Origin of the sequence: Kitasatospora sp. NPDC088351, from assembly GCF_040685575.1 — a bacterium.
GTDB lineage: Bacteria > Actinomycetota > Actinomycetes > Streptomycetales > Streptomycetaceae > Kitasatospora.
Genome location: NZ_JBFBIL010000066.1, coordinates 13,552 through 39,029 on the forward strand (window position 1 = coordinate 13,552; position 25,478 = coordinate 39,029).

At 72.3% G+C, this 25,478-nt stretch carries 27 protein-coding genes and 1 pseudogene; 24 read left to right on the forward strand and 4 right to left on the reverse strand.

From position 1 onward, the window contains the following. The first annotated feature begins 35 nt into the window (after positions 1-35). The 17 genes from AB0P06_RS31505 (at position 36) to AB0P06_RS31585 (ending at position 14,563) form a co-directional block, all read left to right on the forward strand. Positions 36-2,474, forward strand: coding sequence for a hypothetical protein (locus AB0P06_RS31505; RefSeq protein WP_363613383.1), 2,439 nt, complete (start codon positions 36-38; stop codon positions 2,472-2,474). A gap of 301 nt (positions 2,475-2,775) precedes the next feature. Then, positions 2,776-5,529: a hypothetical protein gene (locus AB0P06_RS31510; protein ID WP_363613385.1), complete on the forward strand. Its 2,754-nt coding sequence runs from the start codon at positions 2,776-2,778 to the stop codon at positions 5,527-5,529. Positions 5,530-5,738: 209 nt separating this feature from the next. After that, positions 5,739-5,975, forward strand: a complete 237-nt coding sequence (locus AB0P06_RS31515) for a hypothetical protein (RefSeq protein ID WP_363613387.1) — start codon at positions 5,739-5,741, stop codon at positions 5,973-5,975. 166 nt (positions 5,976-6,141) lie between these two features. Then, on the forward strand, positions 6,142-6,525 hold the full coding sequence (locus tag AB0P06_RS31520; RefSeq protein WP_363613389.1) for a hypothetical protein: 384 nt from the start codon (positions 6,142-6,144) through the stop codon (positions 6,523-6,525). A gap of 239 nt (positions 6,526-6,764) precedes the next feature. Beyond that, on the forward strand, positions 6,765-7,163 hold the full coding sequence (locus AB0P06_RS31525; RefSeq protein ID WP_363613391.1) for a hypothetical protein: 399 nt from the start codon (positions 6,765-6,767) through the stop codon (positions 7,161-7,163). A 111-nt stretch (positions 7,164-7,274) separates the two neighbouring features. After that, on the forward strand, positions 7,275-7,835 hold the full coding sequence (locus AB0P06_RS31530) for a hypothetical protein (protein WP_363613393.1): 561 nt from the start codon (positions 7,275-7,277) through the stop codon (positions 7,833-7,835). A gap of 234 nt (positions 7,836-8,069) precedes the next feature. After that, entirely contained in the window at positions 8,070-8,342 is a 273-nt protein-coding gene (locus AB0P06_RS31535; RefSeq protein ID WP_363613395.1) for a hypothetical protein, read from the forward strand. Positions 8,343-8,433: 91 nt separating this feature from the next. Beyond that, complete coding sequence (locus tag AB0P06_RS31540) at positions 8,434-8,928, forward strand: ATP-binding protein (RefSeq protein WP_363613397.1); 495 nt, start codon at positions 8,434-8,436, stop codon at positions 8,926-8,928. A 182-nt stretch (positions 8,929-9,110) separates the two neighbouring features. Further along, a complete protein-coding gene (locus tag AB0P06_RS31545) occupies positions 9,111-9,944 on the forward strand; it encodes a hypothetical protein (protein WP_363613399.1) in 834 nt (277 codons plus the stop codon). Positions 9,945-10,057: 113 nt separating this feature from the next. Further along, positions 10,058-10,624 carry a hypothetical protein gene (locus tag AB0P06_RS31550; protein WP_363613401.1) on the forward strand — a complete coding sequence of 189 codons (567 nt, stop codon included), beginning with the start codon at positions 10,058-10,060 and terminating at the stop codon, positions 10,622-10,624. 101 nt (positions 10,625-10,725) lie between these two features. Beyond that, positions 10,726-11,058 (forward strand): hypothetical protein, encoded by a 333-nt coding sequence (locus tag AB0P06_RS31555; RefSeq protein WP_363613403.1) that lies wholly within the window; start codon positions 10,726-10,728, stop codon positions 11,056-11,058. 38 nt (positions 11,059-11,096) lie between these two features. Next, positions 11,097-11,261, forward strand: a complete 165-nt coding sequence (locus AB0P06_RS31560; protein WP_363613405.1) for a hypothetical protein — start codon at positions 11,097-11,099, stop codon at positions 11,259-11,261. A gap of 19 nt (positions 11,262-11,280) precedes the next feature. After that, positions 11,281-12,192: a hypothetical protein gene (locus AB0P06_RS31565; protein ID WP_363613407.1), complete on the forward strand. Its 912-nt coding sequence runs from the start codon at positions 11,281-11,283 to the stop codon at positions 12,190-12,192. A 70-nt stretch (positions 12,193-12,262) separates the two neighbouring features. Further along, the gene (locus AB0P06_RS31570) at positions 12,263-12,487 is read left to right on the forward strand and encodes a hypothetical protein (protein WP_363613409.1); all 225 of its coding nucleotides are present in this window, start codon (positions 12,263-12,265) and stop codon (positions 12,485-12,487) included. A gap of 70 nt (positions 12,488-12,557) precedes the next feature. After that, the gene (locus AB0P06_RS31575) at positions 12,558-12,932 is read left to right on the forward strand and encodes a hypothetical protein (protein ID WP_363613411.1); all 375 of its coding nucleotides are present in this window, start codon (positions 12,558-12,560) and stop codon (positions 12,930-12,932) included. Between the two features lie 218 nt (positions 12,933-13,150). Continuing rightward, on the forward strand, positions 13,151-14,020 hold the full coding sequence (locus AB0P06_RS31580) for an ASCH domain-containing protein (RefSeq protein ID WP_363613413.1): 870 nt from the start codon (positions 13,151-13,153) through the stop codon (positions 14,018-14,020). Positions 14,021-14,089: 69 nt separating this feature from the next. Then, positions 14,090-14,563 carry a Pycsar system effector family protein gene (locus AB0P06_RS31585; RefSeq protein ID WP_363613415.1) on the forward strand — a complete coding sequence of 158 codons (474 nt, stop codon included), beginning with the start codon at positions 14,090-14,092 and terminating at the stop codon, positions 14,561-14,563. 521 nt (positions 14,564-15,084) lie between these two features. Here the strand turns inward: AB0P06_RS31585 and AB0P06_RS31590 are convergent. Further along, positions 15,085-15,468: pseudogene (locus AB0P06_RS31590) on the reverse strand (DUF6292 family protein); the annotation flags it as partial. 112 nt (positions 15,469-15,580) lie between these two features. Here AB0P06_RS31590 and AB0P06_RS31595 point away from each other — a divergent pair. The 7 genes from AB0P06_RS31595 to AB0P06_RS31625 all read left to right on the forward strand — a co-directional run bounded on the left by AB0P06_RS31595 (position 15,581) and on the right by AB0P06_RS31625 (position 22,917). Continuing rightward, positions 15,581-15,790 (forward strand): helicase associated domain-containing protein, encoded by a 210-nt coding sequence (locus AB0P06_RS31595; protein ID WP_363613417.1) that lies wholly within the window; start codon positions 15,581-15,583, stop codon positions 15,788-15,790. A gap of 298 nt (positions 15,791-16,088) precedes the next feature. Further along, entirely contained in the window at positions 16,089-18,665 is a 2,577-nt protein-coding gene (locus AB0P06_RS31600) for an ATP-binding protein (RefSeq protein WP_363613419.1), read from the forward strand. Positions 18,666-18,707: 42 nt separating this feature from the next. Further along, positions 18,708-19,805, forward strand: a complete 1,098-nt coding sequence (locus AB0P06_RS31605; RefSeq protein WP_363613421.1) for a hypothetical protein — start codon at positions 18,708-18,710, stop codon at positions 19,803-19,805. Positions 19,806-20,200: 395 nt separating this feature from the next. Beyond that, positions 20,201-20,368, forward strand: a complete 168-nt coding sequence (locus AB0P06_RS31610) for a hypothetical protein (protein WP_363613423.1) — start codon at positions 20,201-20,203, stop codon at positions 20,366-20,368. Between the two features lie 490 nt (positions 20,369-20,858). Further along, entirely contained in the window at positions 20,859-22,310 is a 1,452-nt protein-coding gene (locus AB0P06_RS31615; RefSeq protein WP_363613425.1) for an exonuclease domain-containing protein, read from the forward strand. Between the two features lie 114 nt (positions 22,311-22,424). Then, complete coding sequence (locus tag AB0P06_RS31620; protein WP_363613427.1) at positions 22,425-22,781, forward strand: helicase associated domain-containing protein; 357 nt, start codon at positions 22,425-22,427, stop codon at positions 22,779-22,781. Between the two features lie 28 nt (positions 22,782-22,809). Further along, positions 22,810-22,917 carry an integrase core domain-containing protein gene (locus AB0P06_RS31625; protein ID WP_363613429.1) on the forward strand — a complete coding sequence of 36 codons (108 nt, stop codon included), beginning with the start codon at positions 22,810-22,812 and terminating at the stop codon, positions 22,915-22,917. Between the two features lie 36 nt (positions 22,918-22,953). Here the strand turns inward: AB0P06_RS31625 and AB0P06_RS31630 are convergent. The 3 genes from AB0P06_RS31630 to AB0P06_RS31640 form a co-directional block, all read right to left on the reverse strand. Next, positions 22,954-24,143, reverse strand: a protein-coding gene (locus AB0P06_RS31630) for an IS3 family transposase (protein ID WP_363613431.1) whose coding sequence is annotated in 2 segments (ribosomal slippage) — positions 22,954-23,879 and positions 23,879-24,143 — 1,191 coding nt in all. Because the reading frame shifts where the segments join, the coding sequence is not laid out codon by codon here. Positions 24,144-24,187: 44 nt separating this feature from the next. Further along, complete coding sequence (locus tag AB0P06_RS31635) at positions 24,188-24,643, reverse strand: transposase family protein (protein WP_363613433.1); 456 nt, start codon at positions 24,641-24,643, stop codon at positions 24,188-24,190. A 269-nt stretch (positions 24,644-24,912) separates the two neighbouring features. Then, on the reverse strand, positions 24,913-25,478 hold a 566-nt coding region (locus tag AB0P06_RS31640; RefSeq protein ID WP_363613435.1), incomplete at its 5' end, for a transposase.

Consider the following 25,478-nt stretch of genomic DNA (forward strand, 5'->3'; position numbering starts at 1 on the left):
CGCCGCCCCGCATCACCGAGCCCTGGAGGAGCACCGTGACCACCAGCTACCCCGAGCGCATCATCATCGACGCGGAGTTCGTCGACGACGAGCAGCCCACCCCGGCGGCCCCCGGTAAAGAGAAGGAGAAGGCCGACACCGTCGACGGGCCGGGCCCCGCCGCCCGCGCCGCCGCCCGCCTCACCAAGGCCCTTACCACCGCGGCCGCCGCACAGGCCCGCCGCGAGTACACCGCCCTGCGCGACGGCCTGACCGTCCTCAAGACCGAGACCGGCGCCTGGGCCAGCGCCTCCCAGGAGACGCCCGCCCACCTGCGCGCCCACCTGCTCAACCGCCGCTACAACCGGTGGAGGTCCCAGCAGAACGCGGAGATCGAACGGCTGGAGGAGAAAGCCGGCGACCTGGAGAAGCAGGCCCGCCGCGCGGCCGCCGCCGGGCAGGGCGACGACTCCACGGCCGCCGACCACAAGCAGGCCGGCACCGCCGCCGCCACGCTCCGGGAGGAGGCCGCCGCCTGGCGCCAGCGGGTCCGCGAGATCCACCAGCAGCCCTACACCGGCCACATCTCCCCCAGCGACGACGAACTGGAACGCCACCGCCGCCGCACCGCCAACAAGCGCTGGGCCGCGCTCGCCACCCTCGGCCTGGCCGCCGGCGGATTCGAGCTGGCCGTCGGCAGCCTGCTCCTCCCGGCGCTCACCGCCACCGGCATCCTCCTCACCGCCTGGGCCAAGGGCCGGATCACCGGCTGGCGCCGCGCCCTCCCCGACGTCCCGGCGCTCGCGTACGAGATCGCCGACGGCACCCCCGCCAAGGACAAGAAGGACAAGACCGAGAAGGCCGGTACCGGGCAGGCCGACCCGGCCGCGACCACCCCGGCCGCCGACGGCACCCAGTTGTTCCCCGGCGACACCGGCCGCCCGTTCCCGATCCACGATGTCACCGACCCGGCCGTGGCCGTCGAGTGCGTGCGGCGGGCGCTGCTCGCCGAGCGGGCGCCGCTCGCCCACGTCGGCGATCCGGTCCCGCACCCGTGGGGCTGGCAGGTGGTGGTGCGGGTGTCCGACGGGACCTCCGGCGACATCGGCGACCGGCTCGGCGGCCTGGAGACGCGGTTCGACGTCGGCGACGGCGACGTGATTCTCCAGCCCAACCGCAAGCGCACCGCCGAGGCCGTGCTGCGGGTGGTCACCGGCGACCTGTTCGGCGCGATGAAGCCTCCGCCGTACCGGGCGCCGCACTCCGTGGACATCACCTCCGCCGGGGTGTTCGGGATGAGCGCGGACGGTACCGACATGGCGTTCAGCCTCGCCGAGCTGATCGGTGAGGTGATCGCCCGCTCCGGCGGCGGGAAGTCCACGATCATCCGGGCCCTGCTCGACTGGACCACCGCCGCCCACAACGCGGTCACCGTGTTCCTCGACCCGTCCGGCGACGGGCCGGGGAAGTTCACCGACGCGGTCAAGCTCACCACCACGAGCCCGATCCAGATCGAGTTCGCCCTGCTCTCGCTCTACCGGCTCGCCGCCGGGCGCGCCCGGATCCGCCGCAAGCTCGGCATGGGCGACAGCTGGACGTGCACCCGTGAGCACCCGGCGATCTTCGTCTACGTCGAGGAGTTCCCCAAGCTCACCAAGCGCAGCAAGCAGATCATCGCCGAGCTGATGCTGGTCGGCCGCAAGGAGGGCGTCTGGATCCTGTTCGCGGCGCAGGGCGCCACCAAGGAGCTGCTGGGCTCCAACATTGCCCAGCACCCGGCGCTCAAGATCCTCGGAGCGTGCCGGGACGTCGACACCACCCAGGCCCTGGGCGGCGGGGCGATCGACTGGGGGTACCTGCCGCACCGGCTCCAGCCGAAGTCCGGCGACAGCCTGAACGACTGCGCCAAGAGCTACATCGTCGGCGCCCCCGGCCTGTCCGAGGACCCGATGCTCCACAAGTGGCACTACATCCCCGACGACGAGGGCGGGCGCCGAGCCGCCGAGCGGCTCGCCGCCGGCCTGGTCGACGTCGACCAGCAGTCGATCGACGCCGCACTCAAGGCACCCAACCCGCCCGGCCTCAAGTTCGCCGACGAGGACGAGTACCTCCGCTACGTTCCGTGGCCGGAGCTGCTGGAGATGTGCGCCGAGGACGACGACGAGTTCGGCCCGCAGGACACCGGCACGGCGGATATCCCGCCGCTGCTGATGGCGATCCGGGATGCCTTCGAGCGCGCAGGCGATCCCGACTTCCTCTTCACCGACCAGGTCCTGGACCACCTCGCCACCACCGGGCCCGAGTGGCGCCAGTGGGACGACCGGGAGCCCGCGGACCGCCGCCGCGAGGCAATGAAGAAGATCGGCCGCGACCTCAAGAAGGCCGGCGTCGAGAACCTTAAGACGGACCGCCGCAAGGACCTCGACATGGACAACACGCCCTCCGGCTACTGGCTGCGGGACGTCGAGACGGCCATCACCAGCCCGGCCGACTGACCACTCCCAGTCACCGACGGGCGAGGCCCCCTGATCCGCCGCCGATCCGCCACCGATCCGCCCGGGATCCGCCCTGATCCGTCTCTGCGGGCGGATCAGGGCGGATCGGCGGCGGATCACCAGACGGATCGTGACCTGCGAAGACGGATCAGACGGATCAGATCCGCACACCCCCTGGAAACGGCCCCGCAGTCCCCGCTCGGGGCCGTTTCCCACCCCCTGCAGCCACCAGCGCCCCCGGCCCCACGCCAACAGCGTGAACCACCACACAACGTGACCGATCCTGACAGGAGTCCTGGCCATGACCCCGGCCCGCACCACCCCGCGACGCACCCGAAGCGACGCCAGGAAGACCGCCACCAAGACCCCCGCGACGGTGCCCGCCGCCCGCCCGCAGAACCCCGCCGGCACCCTGCCGAAGACCCCCGCCGAGACCCCGGCGGCCGACCCGGTCCGCCCCTTCGCCGACCCGGTCCGGGCCGACGCCGCCGACCGCGCCGCCGACGTCCTGGCTATCGCCGAGGACGCCGCCACCGCCCTGCTGGCCCGGGCCACCGAGGCCGCCGGCCGCGAGACGGCCACCGCCGGGCAGTGGGCAAGCGAGGCCGAGCAGCTGCGCGCGGACGCCGCCGCCGAGGCCGAGACGGTCACGCAGCGTGCCGAACTGGCGGTCCGGCGGATCCTCGACCTGGCCAACGACCAGGCCGACCTGATCCTCCAGGACGCCCGAGAACAGCGCGAGGAGGCCGACGCGGACGCCCACGCGGCGGCCGGCCGATTGCTGGAAGAGGCCACCCAGCGGGCCGGGGCGTTGCTGGCCGAGGCCGAGCAGCGCGCCGCCGCCGTCCGGGCCCAGGCCGAGCGGGACGCCGAACGGATCACCGCCGATGCCGAGGAGCAGGCCCGCCTGCTCGCGGTCGGCATCACCGCCGATGCCGAGGAGCGGGCCGCCAAGCTGCTCGGCGAGGCCGATCGGCGCGCCCACGCGATCCTTGCCGACGCGCAGGCGCAGGCCACCACTCTGCTCGCCAACACCGAGCAGGCCGCGGACACCCTCACCCGAGCCGCCGAGGAGCAGGCCGAGGCGGTGCGCAGTGAGGCGGCCGAGCAGGCCCGCCACAGCGGCGCTCAGGCCGAGCAGCTGCTCGCCGACGCCGAGGAGAAGGCCGACGCCCTCACCCGCGCCGCCGAAGAGGAGGCCGAGCAGATCCGCGCCCAGGCGCACCGCGCCGCTACCGAGCTGCGTGCCCAGGCGGAGCGGCACGCGGCCAAGGTCCGCGAGGACGCCGCCTCACAGGCCGAAACCGTGCTCGCCGACGCCCGCAGCCGGGCCGATGGTTTGCTCGCCGAGGCCCGCGGACAGGCCGAGGAGCTGCGGCGCAGCGCGCAGGCCGACGCCGACCGGGTGCGTGGCGAGGCCCGCCGGCTGCGCGAGGACGCGGACCGGGAGGTCGACCAGGCCACCGATGCCGCGCGGGAGGTGCGGGCCAGGGCGACGGCCGAGGCCGACCAGGTGCGCGCCCAGGCCGGGAAGGAGGCGCAGCAGCAGCGCGGCCAGGCCGTCGCCGAGGCGGCGCGGCTGCGGGGCGAGGCCGAGCAGGAGGCCGGCCGGATCCGCCGGGAGGCGGAGAATGCGGCGGCCGCGGACAAGGCCGAGAGCGCCAAGGCGCTGGAGAGGGCCCGCAAGCTGGAGGCCGAGGCCGAAGAGACGCAGGCGCTGGCCCTCCAGGAGCTCGCCTCGGCCCGCGAGGCGCTGCGCAAGGCCACCGGCCGCACCGCCCGCAAGCTGGAGCGCCGCCGTCTCAAGCGCGAGGCGCGGGAAGCCGAGCGGGCCGGCAGGCCCACGCTGGCCGGCCGGTTCAAGGCGCTCGTGAAGACCAACGCCCGGCGGCTGCTGGCGATCGTGCCGATCACCGCGCCGATGGCGGTGGCCTGGTCCGGGCAGGCGGGCGTCGCCCACGACGTCCTGGGCTGGATCTTCCCCGCGACGATTCTCTTCGCCGCGGCCTGGGAGCTGTCCACGGTGTTCGTCGCGTGGATGTACAACGAGGCCCGCTGCAGTGGCGACGCCGGCACGCTGTACCGGGTCGCGACGTGGGTGTTCGCCATCGGGGCGAGCATCATGAACTACTGGCACGCCTCCGCGGTCGTCACCGGCCGGCACTGGGACGCGGCCGCGATGAAGATGGTCGACCAGGTCACCTACTGGCACGCCACCCCGAAGGCGGTGGCGTACTCGGCGATGAGCATCACCGGCATGGTGCTGTGGGAGCTCTACGCCCGGCTGGTCCACCGCCAGAAACTCCGTACGGACGGCAAGGTCGCCCAGTCGAGGCCGACCATCGGGGCGATCCGCTGGCTGCGCTACCCCGCGCACTCCTTCGCCGCGTGGTCGGCGGCGATCACGGATGAGTCGCTGTCCACGGTCGAACTCGCCTGGACGGCCGCGGCCGAACAGCGCGAACTGGTTCGCCGAACCGGCCTCGGCACGGTTCGCCGGTTCGTCGCCGCCGCGATCGGCGTCGGCGACTGGGTGCCGGTTCGCGCACTGCCGCGCGTCCCGAACGCCAGCCTCGCCGTCGCCCTGGCCGGTTCGGCGAACCCGGCCGCGATCCCGCAGTTCGCAGTTCGCCTCACCCGAGCAGGTTCGCCGAACCACCACCCGAACCGCCCCGGCGGTTCGGCGAACCCGGCGCTGCCCGCGGCGCGGACCGGCGAACCGACCGTACGCCGCGCACTGGAGGCCGCGAACCGTCACGCGCCGTCCGGCGAACCGGCCCCGGCGGACCCCGAACCGCGAACCGCCGCCGACCAGGCACGCCCCGCCCCGGCCCCGGCCGGTTCGAACCGGCGCAGCGCCGCGCAGCAGGCCGCGGCCGACCAGGTTGAGCAGGTTCTCGAACTGATCGAGCAGTGCGGTTACGACACGGTCGACCTCGACTTCGTCATGAAGGCCACCGGCATGAAGAAGACCACCGCGCACCACCGCCTCGCGGACGCCCGCAAGGAGTTCACGAACCCGGTTCGGCGAACCGCGAGCAGCGTCGGCGGCTGACGGCGAGCCACGAACCGGAGTCGGCGAACCGCGAACCGGTTCACCGCCCGAACCGCGAACCACGTGGCCCGGCCCCGGGATGAACGAACCACCCCGGGGCCGGTTCGGGCACCACGTGCCCGGCGGGCCGGTCTCGCCACCGGCCCGCACTCCTATCGTCCCGCACCGCGAACCACCCTCCGAAACCGCTCCCGAAAGGACCGCCGCCCTTGTTCGCCATAGAGCGTGACGCCCGGATCGCCGCCCTGCGCCAGACCCACTTCGAGCGCAGCCAGACCCTGGCCAACGTCCCCGCCGGCTCCCGCTCCCACGGCCGGCTCCTCGTCGAGTGCGAGGACATCAGCGACGAGATCGACCGCCTCAAGCGCTGCATCAACATCCCGCGCTGCGTCGCGCTGTCCGTGCCCGTGCTGCTCGCCGTCCTGGTCGTCGCCCTCGTCAGCTGACCACCGACCTAAGGGCCGTCCCCCCGGCCCACCGGGCTGTCCGCCCGCCTCACCCGGGTCAGCACCGTGGCCGGTCGTCACCCGGAACGGTTGAAAGTCACCAACTCCCGGACCGAGTCCCTCTCCCCTGTCGACAATCACCCGCATCACTCACGAAGGGAACCCGATGCACAACCTTGTCGCCCTGTCCGGCGTCGCCGCCGTCCTCCTGGCCGTGTGGGCCGTCCAGCTGGCGGTGCTTGGCCTCCACGTCCGCCACACCATCCGCCACGGCGTCAACCGCGTCGCCACCGCGGACGCCGAGTTCGCCCTGCAGTTCGCCTGCGGCATCGCCACGCTGGTCAGCGCCATCGGCGGCGGAGTCGCCTTCGGCGCAGGCCTTCACGCCACCGCCTGGGGATGGGCCCAGGCGATCCTCGCCATCGGCACTACGGCGTCCTACATGCTCCTGGCCTACGCCACCGACTGGGACGCGAAGGCCTGGTGGCACAAGCGGACGAGCAAGGCCGACCTCTCCGACCTCTCCGACGAAGCCGTCGAAACGGCCTGACACCACGGCCTGACGCCCTCACCCGGGCCCTCCGCTCCACCCGGAGCAGGGGGCCCTTTCCCTGCCCACACACCGAGCGGACCGCCGCCGCCGGCCCCGGACCCCGACCGCACCGAGCGGACCGCCGCCGCCGGCCCCGGACCCCGACCGCACCCAGCGGCCGGGACCGCCGGGACCGGCGCGGCTGCCCGGTCACCCCTGACCGCGCAGACCCCACCCCAGCAAGGAGAGAACGCCGGATGACCGACAACCTGCCCCGTCTCACCGCCGCCCCCGACCTCGCCCTGGTCACCGTGGACGGCGTCATCACCGAGATGACCGGCCGCTACCCGCGCCAGCTCGTCCTCACCGACGACACTGGCAGCATCGACATCACCGTCCCCCACGGCTGCCTCGGCGGGCCCGACGTCAACGACGCCGCCAGGCTCGTCGGCACCTACGCCGTCGTCGCCGGGCGCCGCGAGGACACCGGCCACGTCCTGGCCTCCGTTGTCCAGCTCGCCGACCGCACCACCGCCCGCGACCTGCTCATCCCCGCGACCCTCTCCGGCCTCGCCGAGAACGTCGTCCAGCTGCTCGCGACCACCGTGGCCACCCCGCCCCGCGCCCTGCCGCCCGGCCCCCGCACCACCAACTGACCGAGCCAACCGAGCGCCGCGGCACCCCGGCCCCGCCGCTCCCTCGCCCGACGGCTGCGCACCCGCCTGGCCAGGCTGCCCCGCCGTCTGCGGATCGGCCGCTGGGAGGTCATGGCCGGCCCGTACGACCTGTTCGTCGATCACCACCCCAAGCCCGGCTGCACCACCTGCCAGGACCACCGCGGCTGGTACCGCGAAGACGGCTGGGACCACTGCGACTGCATGACCCACTTCTCGTCCTGGCGCCTGCCCTGGCGCCCCGGGCCCGTCCCGCCACTACAGCGACGAACCGCCGTTCTAACCAGCCACCGAAAGGACCGCACGATGACCACCACCCAGACCACCTGGCCCGACGACGTCCTCGCCCGCTACCTCACCGCCGGCCACGCCACCGTCGACATCACCACCGACACCACCACCAGCGGCCGCTGCGAAACCGGCAGCTGCACCCGAGCCTGGGACGCCCTGGACGGCCACCCCACGTACGAGATCACCCTCCGGGCCTCCTGCACCGCCACCGGCTGCGCCGACCCCTACGGCCCCACCGACGCCCTCGACACCTGCACCCAGCGCAAGACCGCCGACCTCGCCCTCTTCGGCATCCCGCGCCAGCTGCGCACTTGGGCCCAGGACCACGCCCAGCACTGCCGCGCGATGCCCCGCAGCCACTGACGCCCCGGCGACCGGCCTCGTCCCCGGCCCGCACCGCCCGCCCGGCACCCAGCCCGGCGGGCGGCGCGCGCTCCGGGGACAGGGGCCGGCCGCCCGGCCGACACCACCCCGAAGAAGGGAAACCGCCGTGAACCCCCGCCTCACCCTCGGCCGCACCACCGGCCCCCCCGGCCGGGCAGCTACGTCCTCTACCGCGACATCGACCGCTACCTCACCGGCGAGGCCGACCACACCATGATCTGCCGCGTCCTGAACGACCACGGCTGGCTCCCGCCGACCGAGGCCAAGCTGTTCGTCCTCGCCACCGAGCAGACCATCGACGCCGCCCCGGTCATCTACATCCGCCCGTTCAACGCGGACGAGTTCATGCAGGACATCGACAACGCGTCCCTGGACCTCCTCGGCGACGGCCCGCTGATGTCCGCCGCCGGGACCTGGGTCGCCGCCCAGCGCAGCCAGGCCGACACCGAGCCCACCGCCAAGACACTCCCGCCCGGCCGCAGCTGACCCGCACCACCCCGGCCCGGGTGCCGCCGTCGTGCGGCCGGCACCCGGGCCTTCTCCTGCCCTCCCACCCGCCACCACCGAAGGCCCGCTCGTGAACTTCACCTTCGCCCCCGGCACCGTCATCGTCCTGGTCGGCGGAAGCGGCGCCGGAAAGACCACCTTCGCCACCCGCCGCTGGCCGGCCACCTGGCGCCTCAGCCTGGACGACTTCCGGGAGATGGCCACCGACTCCGCTGCCGACCAGTCCGCCACCCCGGTCGCCGACCAGGTCCAAACGCTGCTGCTCGACGCGCGCCTGTCGCGCAACCTCACCACCGTGGTCGACTCGACGGCCCTGCTCGCCCATGTGCGCGCCAGCCTGCTCGCCCGCGCCCGCTACTGGCAGCGGCCGTGCTCGGCGGTGCTCTTCGAGGTCTCCCTGCAACGCCGCCGCGCGCTGAACGCCGGCCGGGAGCGCGTCGTCCCGGACCACGTCCTGGTCGACCAGGACCGCCTGATCCCGAGCGCGGAGCAGCTGCTTGCCGAAGGCTTCGCCCACGTCGACCGCATCACCCCCGTCTACCTCGAACCTGCCCACGCCCGCTGACCGCCGGGAGGAGCCCGTGCGCCTGGCGGGCCAGGTCGGCGGCGACACCGACGCCACCTACCAGTACCTCGTCATGCCGGTCCGCCTCTCCGGCTGAACCACCCCCTCAACCCGCCCTGTCGGTCCGGCCGCACAACCCCGCGGCCGGACCGACACCCCACACCCCAAGGAGACACCGCCCCGTGTTCGACCCCTGGCCCGACGACCGACCCGTCAACGCCCGCTGGCTGGACCTCGCCGACCGCGGCCTCCTCTCCTACGACCGCGACCGCTACCGCATCCACGGCGTCCCCAACAACGTCGTCGAGCTCATCTGGGGCGGCCTGATCGCCGACCACCCCGACGGCCCCGTCCTCACCGACACCGGCCGCGCCCGCCTCGCCGCCGAGCGGGCCCGCGACGACCACGACACCGGCGCCCGCGAACCCGACGCGATGCCGCCGCTCGCCGCCGCCTGGGTCCGGGAGAACGTCTGGCCCCCGAACTGGCTGCGTAACTACAACCACATCCCCGGCGCGTTCACGGAGTGCGCCTGCCAGAAACCGCCGTCCTGCGAATGCCAGCGCGGCCGCCACGGCGAGTGCCGCGAAGACGGCCGCCCGACCCGCGAGACCGTCATCCAGGCCGGCCCGCGCCGCCACGCCCGCCACCCCGCCCCCCACGCCCACCCGTCCGTGGACCTGCGCTCGGGCGTCAACGACCTCGCCTGGGTGTGGATCGCCGGACCGCCCTGCCGCCAGCTCTGCCGCTGCGCCTGCCGCCACCCGGCGCCGCTGATCCAGCAGGCGGTCGGTGAGACCCGGCCGGGCTGGTGGTGGGTGAACTGCTGCGGCCGGATCATCACCCGCCGAACGCTGACCGACGACGCCTGGTGCCGCACCGCCGCCGACGCTCAGGCCCTCGCCGACTGGCACATCGCCGGCGAGAAAGGCCCCGCCCCCGCCGACTCCCCCGGCCTGCCCGACCTCGCCCCCGCCCGAGACAGCGCGGACCGCGAACAGCTGGCCTTCTTCTGAACCAGCCGCAGCCGCCTGCCCACGCCCCCGGCCAGCAAACCACCACCCGCCCCTGACAGCGCGGCCACCCGGCCGACACCACATACCCGCTGACCCACCGAAAGGCACTGCCCGTGAACATCGACAACCCCTGCATCCCCGCCGTCAACGCCGCCCTGGAAAAACTCCTCGGCGACCTCACGCCCGACCCGTTCGACGGCCTGCTGCGCCGCGACGACGCCTACACCGTCGTCCTCGCCGCCCTCGACCACCTGGACGGCCTGGGGCAGCGCCGCACCACCGTGGGCGAGCTGTACATCTGGTCGCGCGTCATTCCCGGCGGTCAGGCCCTCGGCGGCCACGACCGCCTGATGATCCTTCTGGAGCAGGCCGCCGACCACGGCCGGATCCGTCTCGACCACGGCCAGGTCCACATCGGCGACGCGCCGACCGGCGGCGGCCCCGGCCACGTCTGGATGCGCCAGCTCACCACGGGCGGCGCCCAGGTCGAGTTGATCGGCGCCGAGCCGTGGTCCCTCGGCACCCATTGCCACGACGAAACCAAGGCCTGGTGGCAGTGCACCGGCTGCCGCCACGGCCTCGGACAGGCCGGCGCCATGTACGTCTACGCGGTCCGCCAGCAGGTCACCGACCACGCCGCCGGCTGCCCGTTCCTGCCGCCGCTGCCCGACCCGAGCTGATCACCCCGGCCCACCCGCGCGGGGCGCGGTCCCCCGGCAGAACCGCCGGCCCACCCGCGCCCCGCACCACTGACCTCAGCCTGGTCACCGTGGACGGCGTCATGACCGAGATGACCGGCTACAACCCCCGCCAGCTCGTCCTCACCGACGACACCGGCTCGATCGACGTCACCGTCTCCGTCGGCTGCGTCGGGGGCCGCACCACCAACGACGCCCACTGGCTGGTCGGCACCTACGCCGTCGTCGCCGGACGCCGCGAGGACACCGGCCACGTCCTGGCCGCCGTCGTCCACCTCGCCGAGCGCACCGCCGCCCGCGACCTGCTCATCCCGGCCACGCTCTCCGACCTCTCCGAGAACGTCGTCCAGTTGCTTGCCACCACCACCAGCACCACGACCCGGGCCCTGCCGCCCGGCCCCCGCACCGCCAACTGACCCAGACACCCGGCCGCCGCCCGACCTCCCGTATGCGGGTGGCGGCCTGCCGATCCGGCCCGGCCGATCCGGCCCCCGCGCACCGAACCACCCGCCTCACGCGTCCGGAGACCCTCATGCGCCGCGACCCGATGGACCTCGTCCACCTGCTCGGCATCGTCGGCCCCGCCACCGTCCTGCTCGTCGTCCTGCTCGCCCGCTGACCGACACCCGGAGTACCCGATGACCATCACCTTCGACCGGTTCCCCGTCTCCCCGCTCGCCCTGCGCAGCAACGACCCCGCCGAACAGGCCCGCCGCCGCGCCTTCTCCTGCGAGATGGCCCGCGCCACCACCACCGCCCGCGACCAGCTCACCGACCTCCTGGCCACCGCCGCCGGCCCCGGCGAACGCGTCGCCGCGCTCGCCGCCGTCCACGCGGCCGTGACCGACTGGCGCCACCAGCTCGCCGCCCGCGCCGACGGCCGCCTCGGCCAGGGCATCACCTACAACGCCCAACGGTTCCGCACCCCGATCGCGGCCGCCGAGGGCGGCACCAACTACGACCGCCTGGGCACGGTCGGCCGGCTGCGCGACGGCTCCACCTGGCACCCGCCCACCCGCACCTACCGAGGCGGCACCGACACCCCCGCCTCCCGCGCCATGACCCACTACGGCACCGCCGCCCGGCGCCGCTTCGCCCGCGAGGCCCCCGACACCGACATCCTGCAGAACTGGGTGCACCTGCCCGGCGGCGATCTGGTCGCCGGCAACCGGCTGCTGCGCGGCCAGGCCGCCCGCGAAGCCGCCGCCGAACTCGTCACCCGGATCGAAGCCCGCGGCGCGGACGCCAGCCAGGTGGAAACCGGCGGCACCCCGATCTACACCGCCACACCCGCCCCGGCCGACGCCGAACGGCTGCGCGCCGAGGCCCTGCGCATCCTCGCCCGCCCGCACCTCAGCCCCGCACTGTTCCTGACCGCCCGCTACCTCCTCTTCCAGGCCCCAGTGATGAAGAAAGGCAGCGACGCCGTCACCCGGGTCTTCACCGTCGCCGTCGCCGACCTGCTCCTCGGCCCCCACGCCCCGGCCCTGCCCGCCGACATCGACCTGCGCTGCTACGTCTTCGGCCAACCGGCCGCCACCCGCCCCTGACACCCCGGGCGGCCACGCCGCCCACCGGCACCCGGCCTCCCGAACCCCCGCCCACCGACCGGAGCACCCCGTGACGACCGACGACCCGAACCTCGCGATCGACCGCGAGCTCCAGGCCCACGCCCTGGACGCCGCCCAGCTCGCCGACGCCGCCCAGCACTACGCCAACTCCCTGACCCGCGCACTGCACACCGAGGACGCAGACCGCCTCGCCTCCCTCGCCGCCCGCATCTCCCGCCAGGCCCACCGCATCACCGGCATGCGCGACGGCGCCCGCCGCGCCAGCCAGACCTGACATCACACCACCCCGGGGCCGGCCTGCCCGGCAGGCCGGCCCCGGCCGATCCCAGAGAAGAGGCACCCCCGTGACCACCGATCAGCCCACCGTGTCCGTCCGCCGTCCCGGCCGCCTGGCCACCGCCCTTCGCGCCCTGCTCACCCCGACCGCCGCTCCCGCACAGTGGCCCGCAGACGTGGTCGCCCGCTTCACCACCGTCGGCGCAAGCGCCGTCGACCTGCACACCCACCGCTTCACGACCAGGTACACCCCGCAGGGACGCCCCTATGTCGGCGACGCCCGAGAGGTCGACGGCTACCTCTGGCAGTGCCACGGGTGCGCGGTCACGGGCTCGTACGGCCACTACCGGGACCCCTATCTCCCGGACGAGCGGGAGCAGGCCCACCAGGACGCGAACGATCACGCCGCCACCTGCCGCGCGATGCCCCGCCCCACCGCCTGATGCCCGCCCGCTCCGGCATCGAGGGCCCGCACCCGCTCACCCCGGCCGACCTGCCGCCCGGCACCGCCTGGTGGAGCTCCTGCCCCGACTGCCGCACCCCGATCCAGGGCGGCCCGGCCGGCCTCACCGCGCACCGCCGCACCGCCTGCCGACCCGACCCGACCCGACCGCCGTATCCCGATCACCATCCGACTCGACCACTAAGGAGACACCACCGAGTGACCGTCATCCCGCTCAACCCCGACTCCCCCGCCTCGCACGCCGTCGGAATCGACTACGACCAGACTCTCGTCGACCACCCGGAATGGCGCGGCGGCCAGGTCTACGGCCAGCCCCTGCCCGGCGCCATCGCCGCGCTGCACACCCTGCTGGCGCGGAGGGCGGTTTTCGTGTTCACGGCCCGTCACCCCCGCCATCACAGCGACGTCGCCCGCTGGCTGGAGCACCACGCCGGTTGCCGTGCGAGCGTCGACACCGACCCGGGCCGCAGCTACTGGGGTGAGCGCCACCACCTGCTCGTGACCAACAAGAAGCTGGGCGCTGCGCTCTACGTGGACGACCGCGCCCTGACGTTCACCGGCGACTGGGACACCGCCCTCGCCGAGGCGCTGCGCCGCATCGGCGAGTCGCCCGACCAGCCGGTGCAGCCCGCCGCCGACGTCCCCGCGCTGACGATTCGCCAGCCCTGGCTGGCCGCGATCCTCGCCGGCGACAAGACGATTGAGAACCGCAGCTGGCCGACGCGCCATCGCGGTCCGGTCGTCCTGCACGCCGCCCGCGCCCTCGCCCGCGACGGCCAGGCCGACCCGCTCGTCCGCGCCGTCCTCGCCCGCCCCGACGCCCCCGCCCTCACCACCGGCGCCCTCGTCGCCACCGCCTCCATCACCGACTGCCACCGCGACACCGGCTGCTGCCGCCCCTGGGGACTGCCCGGCCAGTGGCACTGGCCCCTCACCGACGTCCAGGCCCTCGCAGACCCCATCCCCGCCACCGGCCGCCTCGGCCTCTGGCGACTCGACCCCGGCCAGCACGCGCTGCTCCACCGCCACCAGGCCGTCGCCGCCCTGCCCGCCCCCGCCCACCACTGACCCGCCCGTCCCGGCCGCGCACCCAGCCCGGCCGGGACCGGCCACCCACCCCGGAGGAGAGCCCCGCTCGTGACCACCACCCAGAACCCCGCCCCAGCACCGGCCACCGACCGTACCGAGCAGAACCTCACCGAAGCGCTGACCCACGTCATCGGGGAGGTAGCCAGGACCGACCAGAAGGCCGGCTTACTCCTCGGCCTCGACGGCGTCCTCGCAGCCGCCGTCGCGATCCTCGCGCAGGCCAAGGGAGCCAGCCTGCTCGTCATCGCCCCCGTGGCGGCCGTCCTGCTCGCCGCCACGGTCCTCGCCGTGCTCGTCGTCCGCCCCCGCCTCGCCCCGGACGACCGCAGCTCCTACGCCCACTGGGTCACCCGCTCCCCCAGCGAGCTGCGCACCGAACTCGCCCCCGACCGGCGCCTGGACCGCCTCAGCGTCCTCTCCGCTCTCTGCCACCGCAAGATGCTGCTGCTGCGCTGGTCGGCGGACATCACGATCCTGGCCCTGGCCGCCCTTGCCGGAGCCGCCCTCATCACCGCGGCCTGACGCTGGCCCGGCAACGACGAAGGCCCACCCCGTTCGGGGTGGGCCTTCGTCGTTCTACTGGGGCGGCAGGTACTTCTCCCAGTGGTTCTTGAGTCTGATGGCTTCGGCCCGTCCGTCCTGATGTTCGTCCGGCTTCTCCTGGCCAGTGAGACGGGAGCGGAGATCGCTTCCAAGGAGATACGCCAGCTTGTCCAGCGCCGACCGGCGGCCATCTCCATGAGCTCGTGGATGCGCCGCAAGGCCTCCAGTTCGGAGGCACGCAGTGGGACGTTCACCCACCGCTCGTCGGACGCCCCGGTCATCGCCGCCACGACCTGGCGGCCGACGATCAGGCCGCGGTTGGAGTCATGCCGACCCTGCCAAGGGATGCTGCCAGCCGCCGGTACGCCGTACATCGATGTGGGGACGTAGGGCTTCAGGCGATCCATCACGTCCTGCGGATTCTGGCCCTCGGCCCGGTAGTACGGGCGTTCCGTACTTCCGGCAGAGGCATGGTCCAGCAGCAGCTCGGAGACGAACCGGGTGACACGCTCGGGGGCGGGGACGAGACCCGCTCCCAGCCATCGCGCCCTGGCCAGGTACTCGTCGTAGCTGAGGTCAACATCGTCGATGTTGAAGTGCCAGCCGGAGCTGGCGTCCCAGGCCAGCTCGCAGCCCTTGCCCGGGGCGACCCGCCGACGGAACTCCTCGCCGAAGGACAGGGTCGCCTTGGCGTCCTGGAAGATCTCGACGTCGGGGCCTCCCTCTTCCTTCGGATCGTCCCAGACCATCTTGGGGCCGGAGGCAGCGAGGATGCCGACGGACAAACCGTCAGCGATCAGTGCCTCGGCGACGGCGGCGGCGTAGTGCCCCGTGTATCGCCCGAAGGTCTCGGCCTCTGTCTCCGGAGCGTTCCGCACCCTCATCTGTTCTCCCTCCAGGAAGCTTCGGGCTCATACTGGGTCGATCTCCTCCAGCGCCAGCGCCCGCGGCTCACCGGCCGGCACCGCCGCGGCGGCGCGCAGCTCGGAGAGCCACGTGCCGATCGCGTACCCGCCGACCGACGCCCGCGCCGGCGCCCACAAGGAGCCCCTGGAGACCGTGGAGGCCGGCCACGGCGGCGAAGAGCAGGCGGTGGTACCGCACTTCGCCCTCGGCACCTGGCTCAACAACCAGAAAGCCCGCCGGGCGAAACTGACCCCGGGCCAGCTTGCACAGCTCGCCGAACACGGCGTGGGGTGGGCATGACCCGTTGCATCGGGATTCCCGGGACACTCACGCGAATCCCGTGCACCAACGAGGTCGGCAGGTCAGGGCTGGTTGGCCTCGCCCGTAGACGAGGCCCAACCGAGAAGAACAGCTCAGAGCCTCAAGGGACGAGCCGGACGCTTCCCGCTCGACTCACAAGATGCGCTGGTCAAAACCCGCTCAGACCTCGGTCCAGAACCCAGAACTCACACTGGCAGCACGAACGACGGGGCCGCCCGGTGCGTCCGACGGGCCCCGGCCGCACCGGCTTGTCACCGGTGCGTGGAAGTATAGAAGCGTGAGCGGGGTGGACACGGTACGGGGCATCGCCTACCAGCAGGCGCAGGGCGTTCTGGCAGCGGTCGAGGTGGTCGCCGAAGCCGACCTCGGGAGCGTGTGTGTCGAAGGGCTCGAGGACATCGTCGACATCGCGCTGCACGCCCGCGACGGATCCCTGCGGCGCGCCATGCAGGTCAAGGTCCGCGCGGCGCAGTACACGTGGGGCAAGGCGGACCTCCTGGCCGTCTTGCGGCGCTGGGTAGCGCTGCCGGATGCGGTGGAGGCGTCCTTCGAGTTCCTGACCGATGGGCGGCTGGGACCGAGTGGCGAAGCTGTTCAGAACGCTCTCGGCGAAGCCGCAGCAGGCCGTCCGGAGTCTCTCGCGGCTCTCTTGGAGACAGCGGTCGAGGACCCGGCCGTCATGGCGTTGAAAAGGGCCAGCATCCGCCAGGACCCTTTCAACACCGGCGTTCTTCTGGCGCGTGCTGAGAGCCGGGTGGCGGCCATGCTGCCGCATGCCAGAACCCAGGAGGACACGCGCGAGCAGGCCGCCAAGGGCGTCGACCGCCTCTTTCGCGCCCTGTTCGACACAGCGGGCGATCCGGATTCGTCCAAGCGCATCATGGACCGTCAGACCATCGCCCGGTACCTGGGAGTGCCTCCCGAGCAGGCGCCGGCCCAGCGGTGGGCCGTGGTGCGGGAGCGCTATCTCGCGGCGAGCAGTTCCCTGTCCGAGGAGGGGACGGTCGCCCCTCTGGTCGCGGACGCCGCGGGGCCGCTCCGGGTGGTCCGCTCGCGCGCTGTCGGCGGGAGCGAGGGCCTGGCTGTGGGCGAGTTACTGAACGGACGCGTTCCGGTGATGCTGGCCGGCGGCACAGGCAGCGGCAAGTCGACGGCCAGCCGCACGCTGCGGCAGCAGGCTGCTGTCGAGGGCAGGGTCGTGATCGTTGCCCACGCCGAGACCTATCTCCCCGGTCGGCTCGCGGCACTTGCTGCCGACGCGCTGGCGGGCGTCCTGCAGGAGCAGTGCCCCACGTCCACGGGCGCGCAGGCGCTGGCGGACAGCACCGTGACTCTGATCATCGACGGCGCCTCGGAAGTCGCGGAAGCCACCCGGCAGGCCCTGGGGCAGGATCTCCTGGCGCCCGTTTCCGCGGGCCATGGGGCGCGCATCGTTCTGATGGGACGCGACGCGACCGCACTGCGCAGCATGCTGCCGAGCAGCGTGCTGCCGGCGGCGTACCGGATGGAGCCGTTGCAGCACGACCAGCAGCTCGAGCTGGCGAGGAAGGTGCTGACGCGCGGGGGGCGGGACGCCGCAACGGGCCACACACATGCCGCGGTTGCGCGCATCACCGCCTCGCTCGGCGACGCGGCCGGAAACCCCATGCTCTTCCTCATGGCGCTGGACCTGTCGGATGCGGGGACCGCGTTGCCCGGCAAGGCCGGGCTCTACCGAGCCTTCCTCGACCAGATGGCCGCCCGCAGCAGCGTGCCCGCAGTCGCCGGACTGCGCCCCGCTCTGGGGATCGTCTACGCGCGGCTGTTGGACGAGGGACGCCGTTACGCGGACGCCTTCGAATGGCACCGGCTCCTGACCGACGCCGCAGCCTCGCTGTCCGCCGTGGGCATGCGGGCCGACGTGGCAGACCTGCACGACGCGGCCCGGCGCTGCGGGCTGATCACGTCGCTGGGATGGGACCAGACCGTCGTCCCCTTCCACGACTCGTTCGCCGACTTCCTGGCGGGTGCCGCACACGCCATCGGCGCAGCTCCCCTGCCGCGACGGCTTGCCGCCGGAGACGATCAGCGGATCTTGTTCAGCGCGGAGATCGGGGGCGTCGCCCCTGCCCTGGCTGCCCTCGGCGCCCGGGACCTGCCGTTCACCGCCGTGGCAATGGCCGGCTACGACCGCCAGAGGCTTCAGGAGGACGCCCCCGAGGCTGTGGCCTCGCTGCTCGCCCACCTGTGCCCTGTACCGGAGGAGGCCGTGCTGCTGAGCCGGCTCGACGACGGCAGGGTCTTGGCCCTGCAGCAGTCCGGGCGGGAGTCCGGGTGGCTCGACGCGCCGAGCGCCGTCGAACTCTCCGCGTCTGTGCTCGCGGTGGTGTCCGACGACGGCTGCGGTCCCCTGGCCATCGCGGTGAGGATCTGGCGTCAGCGTCTCCTCGCCCAGCTGCGCCAGCCCGCCTCGCTCGCCCCTGGAGGGCAGGTGGCCGGTCGAGCGGCAGCCGAAGCGCTCGCAGAACACTGTGAACAAACGGCGCTGCATATCCGTCGGCTCGTCGATCAGGTCGCCCCGCCAGGACATGGCGACCGCCTGCGCGCCCAGATCGGTCCGCTCGGGCTCGACGTCGTCGTCGGTCCCCAGGAGGACGGCCCGCTGGGGCCGTTCATCCCCGTCAGCTACCGGCAGAGCGAACACACGACGGTGACAACGGCTGATACCCATGCCGACGTCGACCGTCATAGGGCCGGGACAGGCGGCTCCACCACCCTCGACTACCTGCTGGACGCCTCACCCGCCTCGACCGCCGCGCAACGCGTCCGCAAAGCATTGGAAGCCCTCACCGCCCAGTCCTGGCTCACCCCGTAGCCCTGGATCCCGCAACACCACGTACGGCAGAGGATGACCGGCATGGACAATACGGCGCTTTGGACGGCAGTGACGCAGCAGGCCGACGTGTGGAAATCCCTCGTCCTCGTACAGGAGTTCGCCAGCAGGCTGCCCCGCAACAGCGCCGTCGCGAACAGCGGCGTGCCCGGGCGGCTCCAACTGATGCAGGCGTCAGGGGCCGAAATCGCCGGAACTCCGTTGCGCCTTACGCACATCGTCAACATGTTCAGCCAGCTGCCGTCCGGCTTCGACGACGTCTCCTACGATGAGGCCCAGTGGCAGAACTGGCATCGATTGGCTGGAGCAGTCGAGGCGGCGCACCGCCACACGATCGCCTGGCTGCGCTCACGGATGCCCGGCTACCCGCAACTGCCGGCCCCCCAGCTGACGCCGGGAACCGTGCTGACGACGACGGAGTTTACCTACCGGCTCGCATGGCAGCCGGACGAACTCGCTGCCGGCCTCCAGCGCCAGGACGTGCCCCGCGTAGGCCAGCAGCTCCAGGCGGGCCCCGCCCAGATCCGTGCGCTCGCCGAAACCGCCCGTGCACTGGCCGCCGCACTCCAGGCGAGCCGGGAATGGCAGCGACTCGAAACGGCACGGTCCCGTCTTGACGCCGACGCACGCGCCGCGCTCCTGCAGGCTCGGGCCCGGCTCAAAGAGCGCCTGGCGCCAGCAGCCCTAGATGCCCATGAACCGAGCCGCGTCATGGCCCGGCACAACTACCGGACCGTCGTCCAGGATGAGGAGATCGACGCACTCACCGGTCCGGCTCGGGACTTTGCCGACGCGTTCGAGCACGCGAACACCCTCGTCGAAACCGCTGCCAGCGATGTCTTCGGCCAACTCGCGATCTACGGAGCCCCCTCCGCGCTAGGCACCGTCACCGGCATCGACCTCGAACCCGGAACACCGCGCATCGCCCACTTCACCTACGACGGCGATCTTTGGCCGCACCCCGGCCAGCTCGTCCAGATCGACGACGCGCTGGTCAAGGAGACGTGCAGGCTGAGCGGCACGTCTTTCAGCATCACGCAGGGCTCCCAGGCGTCCTCGCGCCTGTCCGCCGAGATCCTGCCCGGCACCGCCGCCTTCTGGAGGACCGCCTCCAGGGGCTGACGACCCAGCGAACAAGAGACACGCCCGAACCGAGAAGGTGACGGCCGCGAGGTCGATCACCAGCTTCGGGGATGCCGGGCGGATGGCGAGGGCGCGGTGGAGCGCGGTGTGCAGGGTCGGGGCGCCATCGAGGACGAGTTCGCCGGCGGCCTCGACGACCGGGCCGGCGGGGGTGTGGCGGACGGTCGCGGTGAAGGCGGGCCCGACGGTCACACGCTTCCCTCCGCGGTGCGGGGTTCGGGTCGGTTGGTACGACCAACCGTACGGCGCGGCGGGGAAGCCCCTGCCAGGCCCTGGTGGAGCCGTTCACCGCCACATGTGCCCGACGGGGGGGGGCGGCGTGTCGCGGGCGGAGCGGGGCGGTGGGGTAGCCGGGAGGGGGCAGGGTATTCGGCATGTCAGAGCGTCGTAGCCGTGCCCGGGCCTTGGGGCTTCCCGTTGAGCTGGTGGGGCAGCGGGCCACGCCGGAGGATCGTCCCGCCCGGCCGGTGTCGGACGACGTCCGCACCGAGGACGGGCATCGCGCCCTCGGACTGTTCGAGCTGGCGGTGCGGTCGGCCTGAGGCCGACGCGGGATCGCCACCCGCCTCAGGTCGGGAGGCGTCGTCGTCTCAAGCGCCGTACGCGGCCAAGAGTCGGTTGATCAGGAGCCCTGCAGTCCAGTGCCGGACTGTGGCGGGGCCCCGCCAGGCATGCCCCATCCGGATTGCGGGCGATGCGGGCCGGTCGTGGACGGAGCCATCCCCTCGTGGCCTGGCATCCGGGGCGGCACAATCACCCTATGAGCATCGACCCTAGGCAGAGCAGGTTGCCGATTCGAGTTTCGGCGACAGGCAGTCACATCACCGCCGAGCACCATGTCCGGCAAATCGCGCCGCGACGGCTTCGGATGCCGCGGTGAGGGCCCACGACTCCGACAAGCGACCCGGCGGACAGTTCACGGGGCTTCGTGCACCCACTCATCCTGCGGCCTGGGCTCCGCCCGCCGATGCAGCGTCTGCCACCCTCAATCGCACACAACGATGGAGGGGCCCGAAAACAATCAGCGGCCGAGTGCCACTGTCGTTCTTCGAACCTGCCTACCTCAGCCGCCACTACAGCCTCGGTGTGGACCCGCGGGCGCTGACCTTCGCCGCCATCGACCTGGAGACCACGGGCTTGAACCCCGGACGCGACCGGGTCTGCGAAGTCGCCGTCGTCCGCTTCCGCGGCGACGGGACCGTACTCGGTGAGTACGCGACCGTCATCGATCCGCAACGCCCGATGGACGCAACGGAGTTCCACGGGCTCGAGGACTCCGACGTGAACGGGGCGCCGACGTTCGCCGAGGTCCTGCCCGACCTGACGAGGCTGCTCTCGAACGCGATCGTCGTGGCGCACAATCTGCCCTTCGAGGACATGTTTCTCAAGGCAGAGTTCCGGCGGCAAGGACAGGAAGCACCGCAGTGGCCCGGGCTCTGCACGCTAGTGACCGCGCAAGCCCAGCTCGACGGACCCGCCTACAGCCTGCGCTCACTGCACAAGACCTTCACCGGCGAGTGGATCACCGACGCTCACACCGCTCTCAGCGACTGCCGGGCCACAGCGGCCCTGCTGACCCGCCTGATCGACTGCTCACCCAGCCCCCTGCGCTACCTGGGCCCCGTGCCGATGTCCGACGCACCGCACCTGTCCGACACTCCGGCGGGACGGATCGCAGCCCGGGCCTCCTCCATGTCCGCCGCAGAGGGTCTGCTGGCATCGATGGCACGGCGTTTCCCGCTCACCGAACTCGACCACCCCATGGTCGCCGGCCTGGCCCAGCAGTACGAGCAGACCCTCGCTCGCGCCCTCGACGCCGGGCGGATCACCTGGAACACAGCATGGACTCTGGCAAGGCTTGCCCAGGATGCCGGCATGGACCAGGCCTCCCTGCACCGAACCAACCTCCTGGCATGGCGCCGCATGCTCCACACGGCACCAGAACCGACCTCCTGGCCGGACGGACGGCGCCATGATGTCGCACAACTAGCCACCCACCTCGGGCTCGTGGAGCATGCCCGCTTGCTGAGCCACGGCCTGCCGGCGCTTGAGGTTCGCGAGCCATGGGAAAGCGCTCTGAAGGGCTGGAGACTGGGCTTCGATGACACCCCAGAACTGTCCGGTCTCAAGGATCTCGCCCTCCGTCACGGTGCCTCCATCGCGAAGCGTCTGACCGGGACGGTGCGGATGTTCGTCACTGTCGACCCCTCCGGAAGCAGCACGAGTGCGGCGAAGGCGCGCGAGCTGGGCCTTCGGACCGTTGGCCCAACTGACGCGGAACGTGAACTGAGAAGCGGTATCGAGGCGGCAGCCCAGAAGGAACAAGAGCTCGCAGAGCAACAGGCCGCATGGGAAGAGCAGCGTGCCGCCCAGCGCCGCGAGAGTGCCGAGCGGGAGGCTTACTTCACCCACACGTGGCGCGCCCGCGAGCAGGACCCCCAATGGGGCCGGGACTCCGGCACCGCAACCGTCGAACTGCACTGACCTCTGGTACGACTTCACCTGATAGCCCCACGGCACGACGCCCGCCACCCCGTCTAACCCTCTGCCCTGGCAGCCACCGGTGACCCGCGGCGTGCCGCGGGCGCAGCGGGCCGGGTGGCCGGGGCTGGGGGAGGATCAACGGGACCTGCTGTCGGCGGTCGGCATCGAGGCCGACGCCGAGCTGGTGGCCGCGAAGCAGGCTGCGGAGGCGAGGCCGGCGGTGTCCCGGGTGGACCGGTTCGCCCAGGTCTGGAGGCGCTGGCGCAGTTCGTGGAGCGGGAAGGCCACGCGGTCGTCAAGCGCCCGCACAAGGAGCCGGTGGAGGCCGTGGAGGCCGGTCCCGGCGAGGAGCAGGCGTTGGTGTCGCAATGCGCCCTGGGCACCTGGTCGAACAACCAGAAGGCCCGCCGGGCGAAGCTGACGCCGGGGCAGCTCGCCCAGCTCACCGAGCACGGCGTGGAGTGGGCGTAGCGGCCCGTCCTACCGTCGGGCGGTTTAGTTGCCTGGCGGCGGTAGTCTGCTGTGGCAGGCCCGCATCGCGGTCTTCGCCTGGCTGACCTGGTACAACCGCAAGCGGCGGCACTCCGCCCTCGGCTACCGCAGCTGAGCTGCCCCGAGTTTCGTGGAGTCCGCGATCGTGTGATCAAGCGGTTTGCGGGACTGCCTCCACGCCGGCCCAGTACGCCTGCTCGTACTCGTCGGGCGGGACGTAGCCCAGGGCGGAGTGGAGTCGTTCACCGTTGTACCATGCGACCCACTGGAAGAGGGCCCGCTCGACCTCGTCGAAGTCCCGCCACGGCCCCTGATGCTCAATCAGTTCGGCCTTGAACGTGCCGTTCAGGGCCTCTGCCATCGCATTGTCGTACGAGTCCGCGACGGACCCGACCGACGCTGAGGCGCCGACCTCGGCCAGTCGCTCCGTGTAGCGAATGGACACGTATTGCGACCCGCGGTCGCTGTGGTGAATGAGGTCGGCGCCCTTCTTGATCTTCTGTCGCCACAGCGCCATCTCCAGCGCGTCCAGCGGCAGGTCGGTGCGCATGTGGTCGGCGATCTGCCAGCCCACGATCCGGCGCGAGTGCGCGTCCAGGACGAATGCCACGTAGACCCAGCCCGACCAGGTTCGCACGTAGGTGAGGTCGGCCAGCCACAGCTGGTTGGGGCGCTCGGCGGTGAACCGGCGGTTCACCAGGTCCGGCGGGCGAGGCGCGGCCGGCTCCGGGATCGTGGTGCGCCGCCGCCGGCCGCGGATGACGCCCTCGATGCCGGGCTCGCGCATCAGCCGCTCGACGGTGCAGCGCGCCACCTCGTGCCCGGCCCGGACCAGGGCGCGGGTGATGCGGCGGGCGCCGTAGGTGCGACCGGAGTCCTCCCACACCGCTGTGACCAGCGCAATCAGCTCTTCGTCCCGGAGCTGCCGGGCCGATTTCGGGCGCGTCTTGCGGGCGAAGTACGTCGACGGCGACAGGTCCAGCACCCGGCATACGGGATCGACCCCGAAGCCGTCGCGCAGGTGGTCGATCACCTGCTCGGCCTCGTCCGGGGACGGTCGATCTCCTGGGCAAAAAACACGCCGGCGGCCTTGAGGATCTCGTTGGCCCGCCTCAACTCGGCGACTTCCTTGCGGAGTTCCTTCAGCTCGTCGCGCTCGACGGTGGTGAGACGGTCGTCGCGCTCTCCTGCGTCGGCCTCGGCCTGACGGACCCAGGACCGCAGGGCCTCCTTGTGGATGCCCAGGTCGCGGGCCACGTGGGCGACGGGGCGGCCGGTCGAGCGGACCTCGCGGACGGCGCGCTCGCGGAGTTCATCGGGGTACTTGCGGGGTGCTGGCATTGCTCGTGGTTCTCCTTACGCCTGGATCGTAACAAACCCAGACATCAGGGACTCCACGAAAGCCGGAGCAGGTCAGTACTCCGGCTGGCCGAGACCCCGAACACCCCGGCCAGCCGGGCCCCGGCTCGCCCGGCCATTGCCAGGCCGACTGCGGCGAGCGTCGACCGCAGCGGCTCGGTCCAGCGGCCGTGGCGCCGGGTCAGCCCTTCCATCTGCTCGACGAAGGTCCGCCGTCCGCACGACGAATTGCCGCACACGAAGCGCCGCACCCGCAGGCTCAACCGGACCCGTCTGCCCCCGACCGGCCCGTCGACGGGAAACCGCAGGTAGGAGCTGTGCACCCGGGTCGACCAGCCCCCGCACCCCGGGCAGCTGTGCCCCGCCGTCGAAGCTTGGGCCCTCACGTTCACCGACTCGATGTCTACGTCGACCGACAGCACCGCGACACCTGCGACCGATGGAAACAGCAGCCCCTCCAGGCGGGGCACCAGATCGTCCACGGTCCCGCACTGTCGGCCACCGCGGCCAGGCCGCTGGCGAATTCCGGGCGACTTCCCGACGCCGACCGGACCCCCACATCGTCACTCACCGTATGCAGGCCACGGAAGTTGAGCCAGAACCCACTCTCGTGAGCAGAGCCACGCGGGTGACGACGATGTGGCCGATGCGCAGGGTGGTGGTCCAATCGCACGCCGTTCTCCCTGCGCAACCGATCTCGGGCCTCAACACCTCAGAGGGCGTTTGATGTGAACGGATTGCCCTTTATACCCTAGTAAGTCCCTCGCCAGGTTGGTGTGGTCTCGTCCGTTATGCGCTTGGCGAGGTTGTCGATCGAGGCGATGTGGATCATGGCTTCGGAGCTGGTCGGCAGGGTCTCGTAGTCGCGGGCGAGGCGCCGTCTTAGCATGATCCACCCCAGGCTTCGTTCGACCACCCACCGCCTTTTCACCACGTGAAATCCAGGGGCGTCGGATTTGCGGTGGACGACCTCGACGTCGACTCCCAGGCTGGCTCCGTGCTCGACCATGGCGTTCTTGAAGCCGGTGTCGACCCAGCTTTTGGAGATGCTCGGGTAGGTCTTCTTGGCTTGGTTGATGAGGTGTATTCCCACGGCGTTCTCGGACAGGCTCGCGGCGGTGACGATCACGGCGAGGATCAGCCCGAGGGTGTCGGTGAGGATGCCGCGTTTGCGGCCGACGATTTTCTTCGCTGCGTCGGTTCCTTGGCTGGTCAGGGGCACGTTGGTGGAGGTCTTCACACTCTGGGTGTCGATGACGGATGCTGTCGGCTCGGGGTTGCGTCCCTCCTTCACGCGGGCCAGGCCGGTCAGGTCGT

What these genes read in the sequence shown, in the direction of transcription:
- AB0P06_RS31510 (WP_363613385.1), top strand. Translation starts at nt 2,776, where the DNA reads ATGACCCCGGCCCGCACCACCCCGCGACGCACCCGAAGCGACGCCAGG.
- AB0P06_RS31520 (WP_363613389.1), top strand. Translation starts at nt 6,142, where the DNA reads ATGCACAACCTTGTCGCCCTGTCCGGCGTCGCCGCCGTCCTCCTGGCC.
- AB0P06_RS31525 (WP_363613391.1), top strand. Translation starts at nt 6,765, where the DNA reads ATGACCGACAACCTGCCCCGTCTCACCGCCGCCCCCGACCTCGCCCTG.
- AB0P06_RS31530 (WP_363613393.1), top strand. Translation starts at nt 7,275, where the DNA reads ATGGCCGGCCCGTACGACCTGTTCGTCGATCACCACCCCAAGCCCGGC.
- AB0P06_RS31535 (WP_363613395.1), top strand. Translation starts at nt 8,070, where the DNA reads ATGATCTGCCGCGTCCTGAACGACCACGGCTGGCTCCCGCCGACCGAG.
- AB0P06_RS31555 (WP_363613403.1), top strand. Translation starts at nt 10,726, where the DNA reads ATGACCGAGATGACCGGCTACAACCCCCGCCAGCTCGTCCTCACCGAC.
- AB0P06_RS31565 (WP_363613407.1), top strand. Translation starts at nt 11,281, where the DNA reads ATGACCATCACCTTCGACCGGTTCCCCGTCTCCCCGCTCGCCCTGCGC.
- AB0P06_RS31605 (WP_363613421.1), top strand. Translation starts at nt 18,708, where the DNA reads ATGGACAATACGGCGCTTTGGACGGCAGTGACGCAGCAGGCCGACGTG.
- AB0P06_RS31610 (WP_363613423.1), top strand. Translation starts at nt 20,201, where the DNA reads ATGTCAGAGCGTCGTAGCCGTGCCCGGGCCTTGGGGCTTCCCGTTGAG.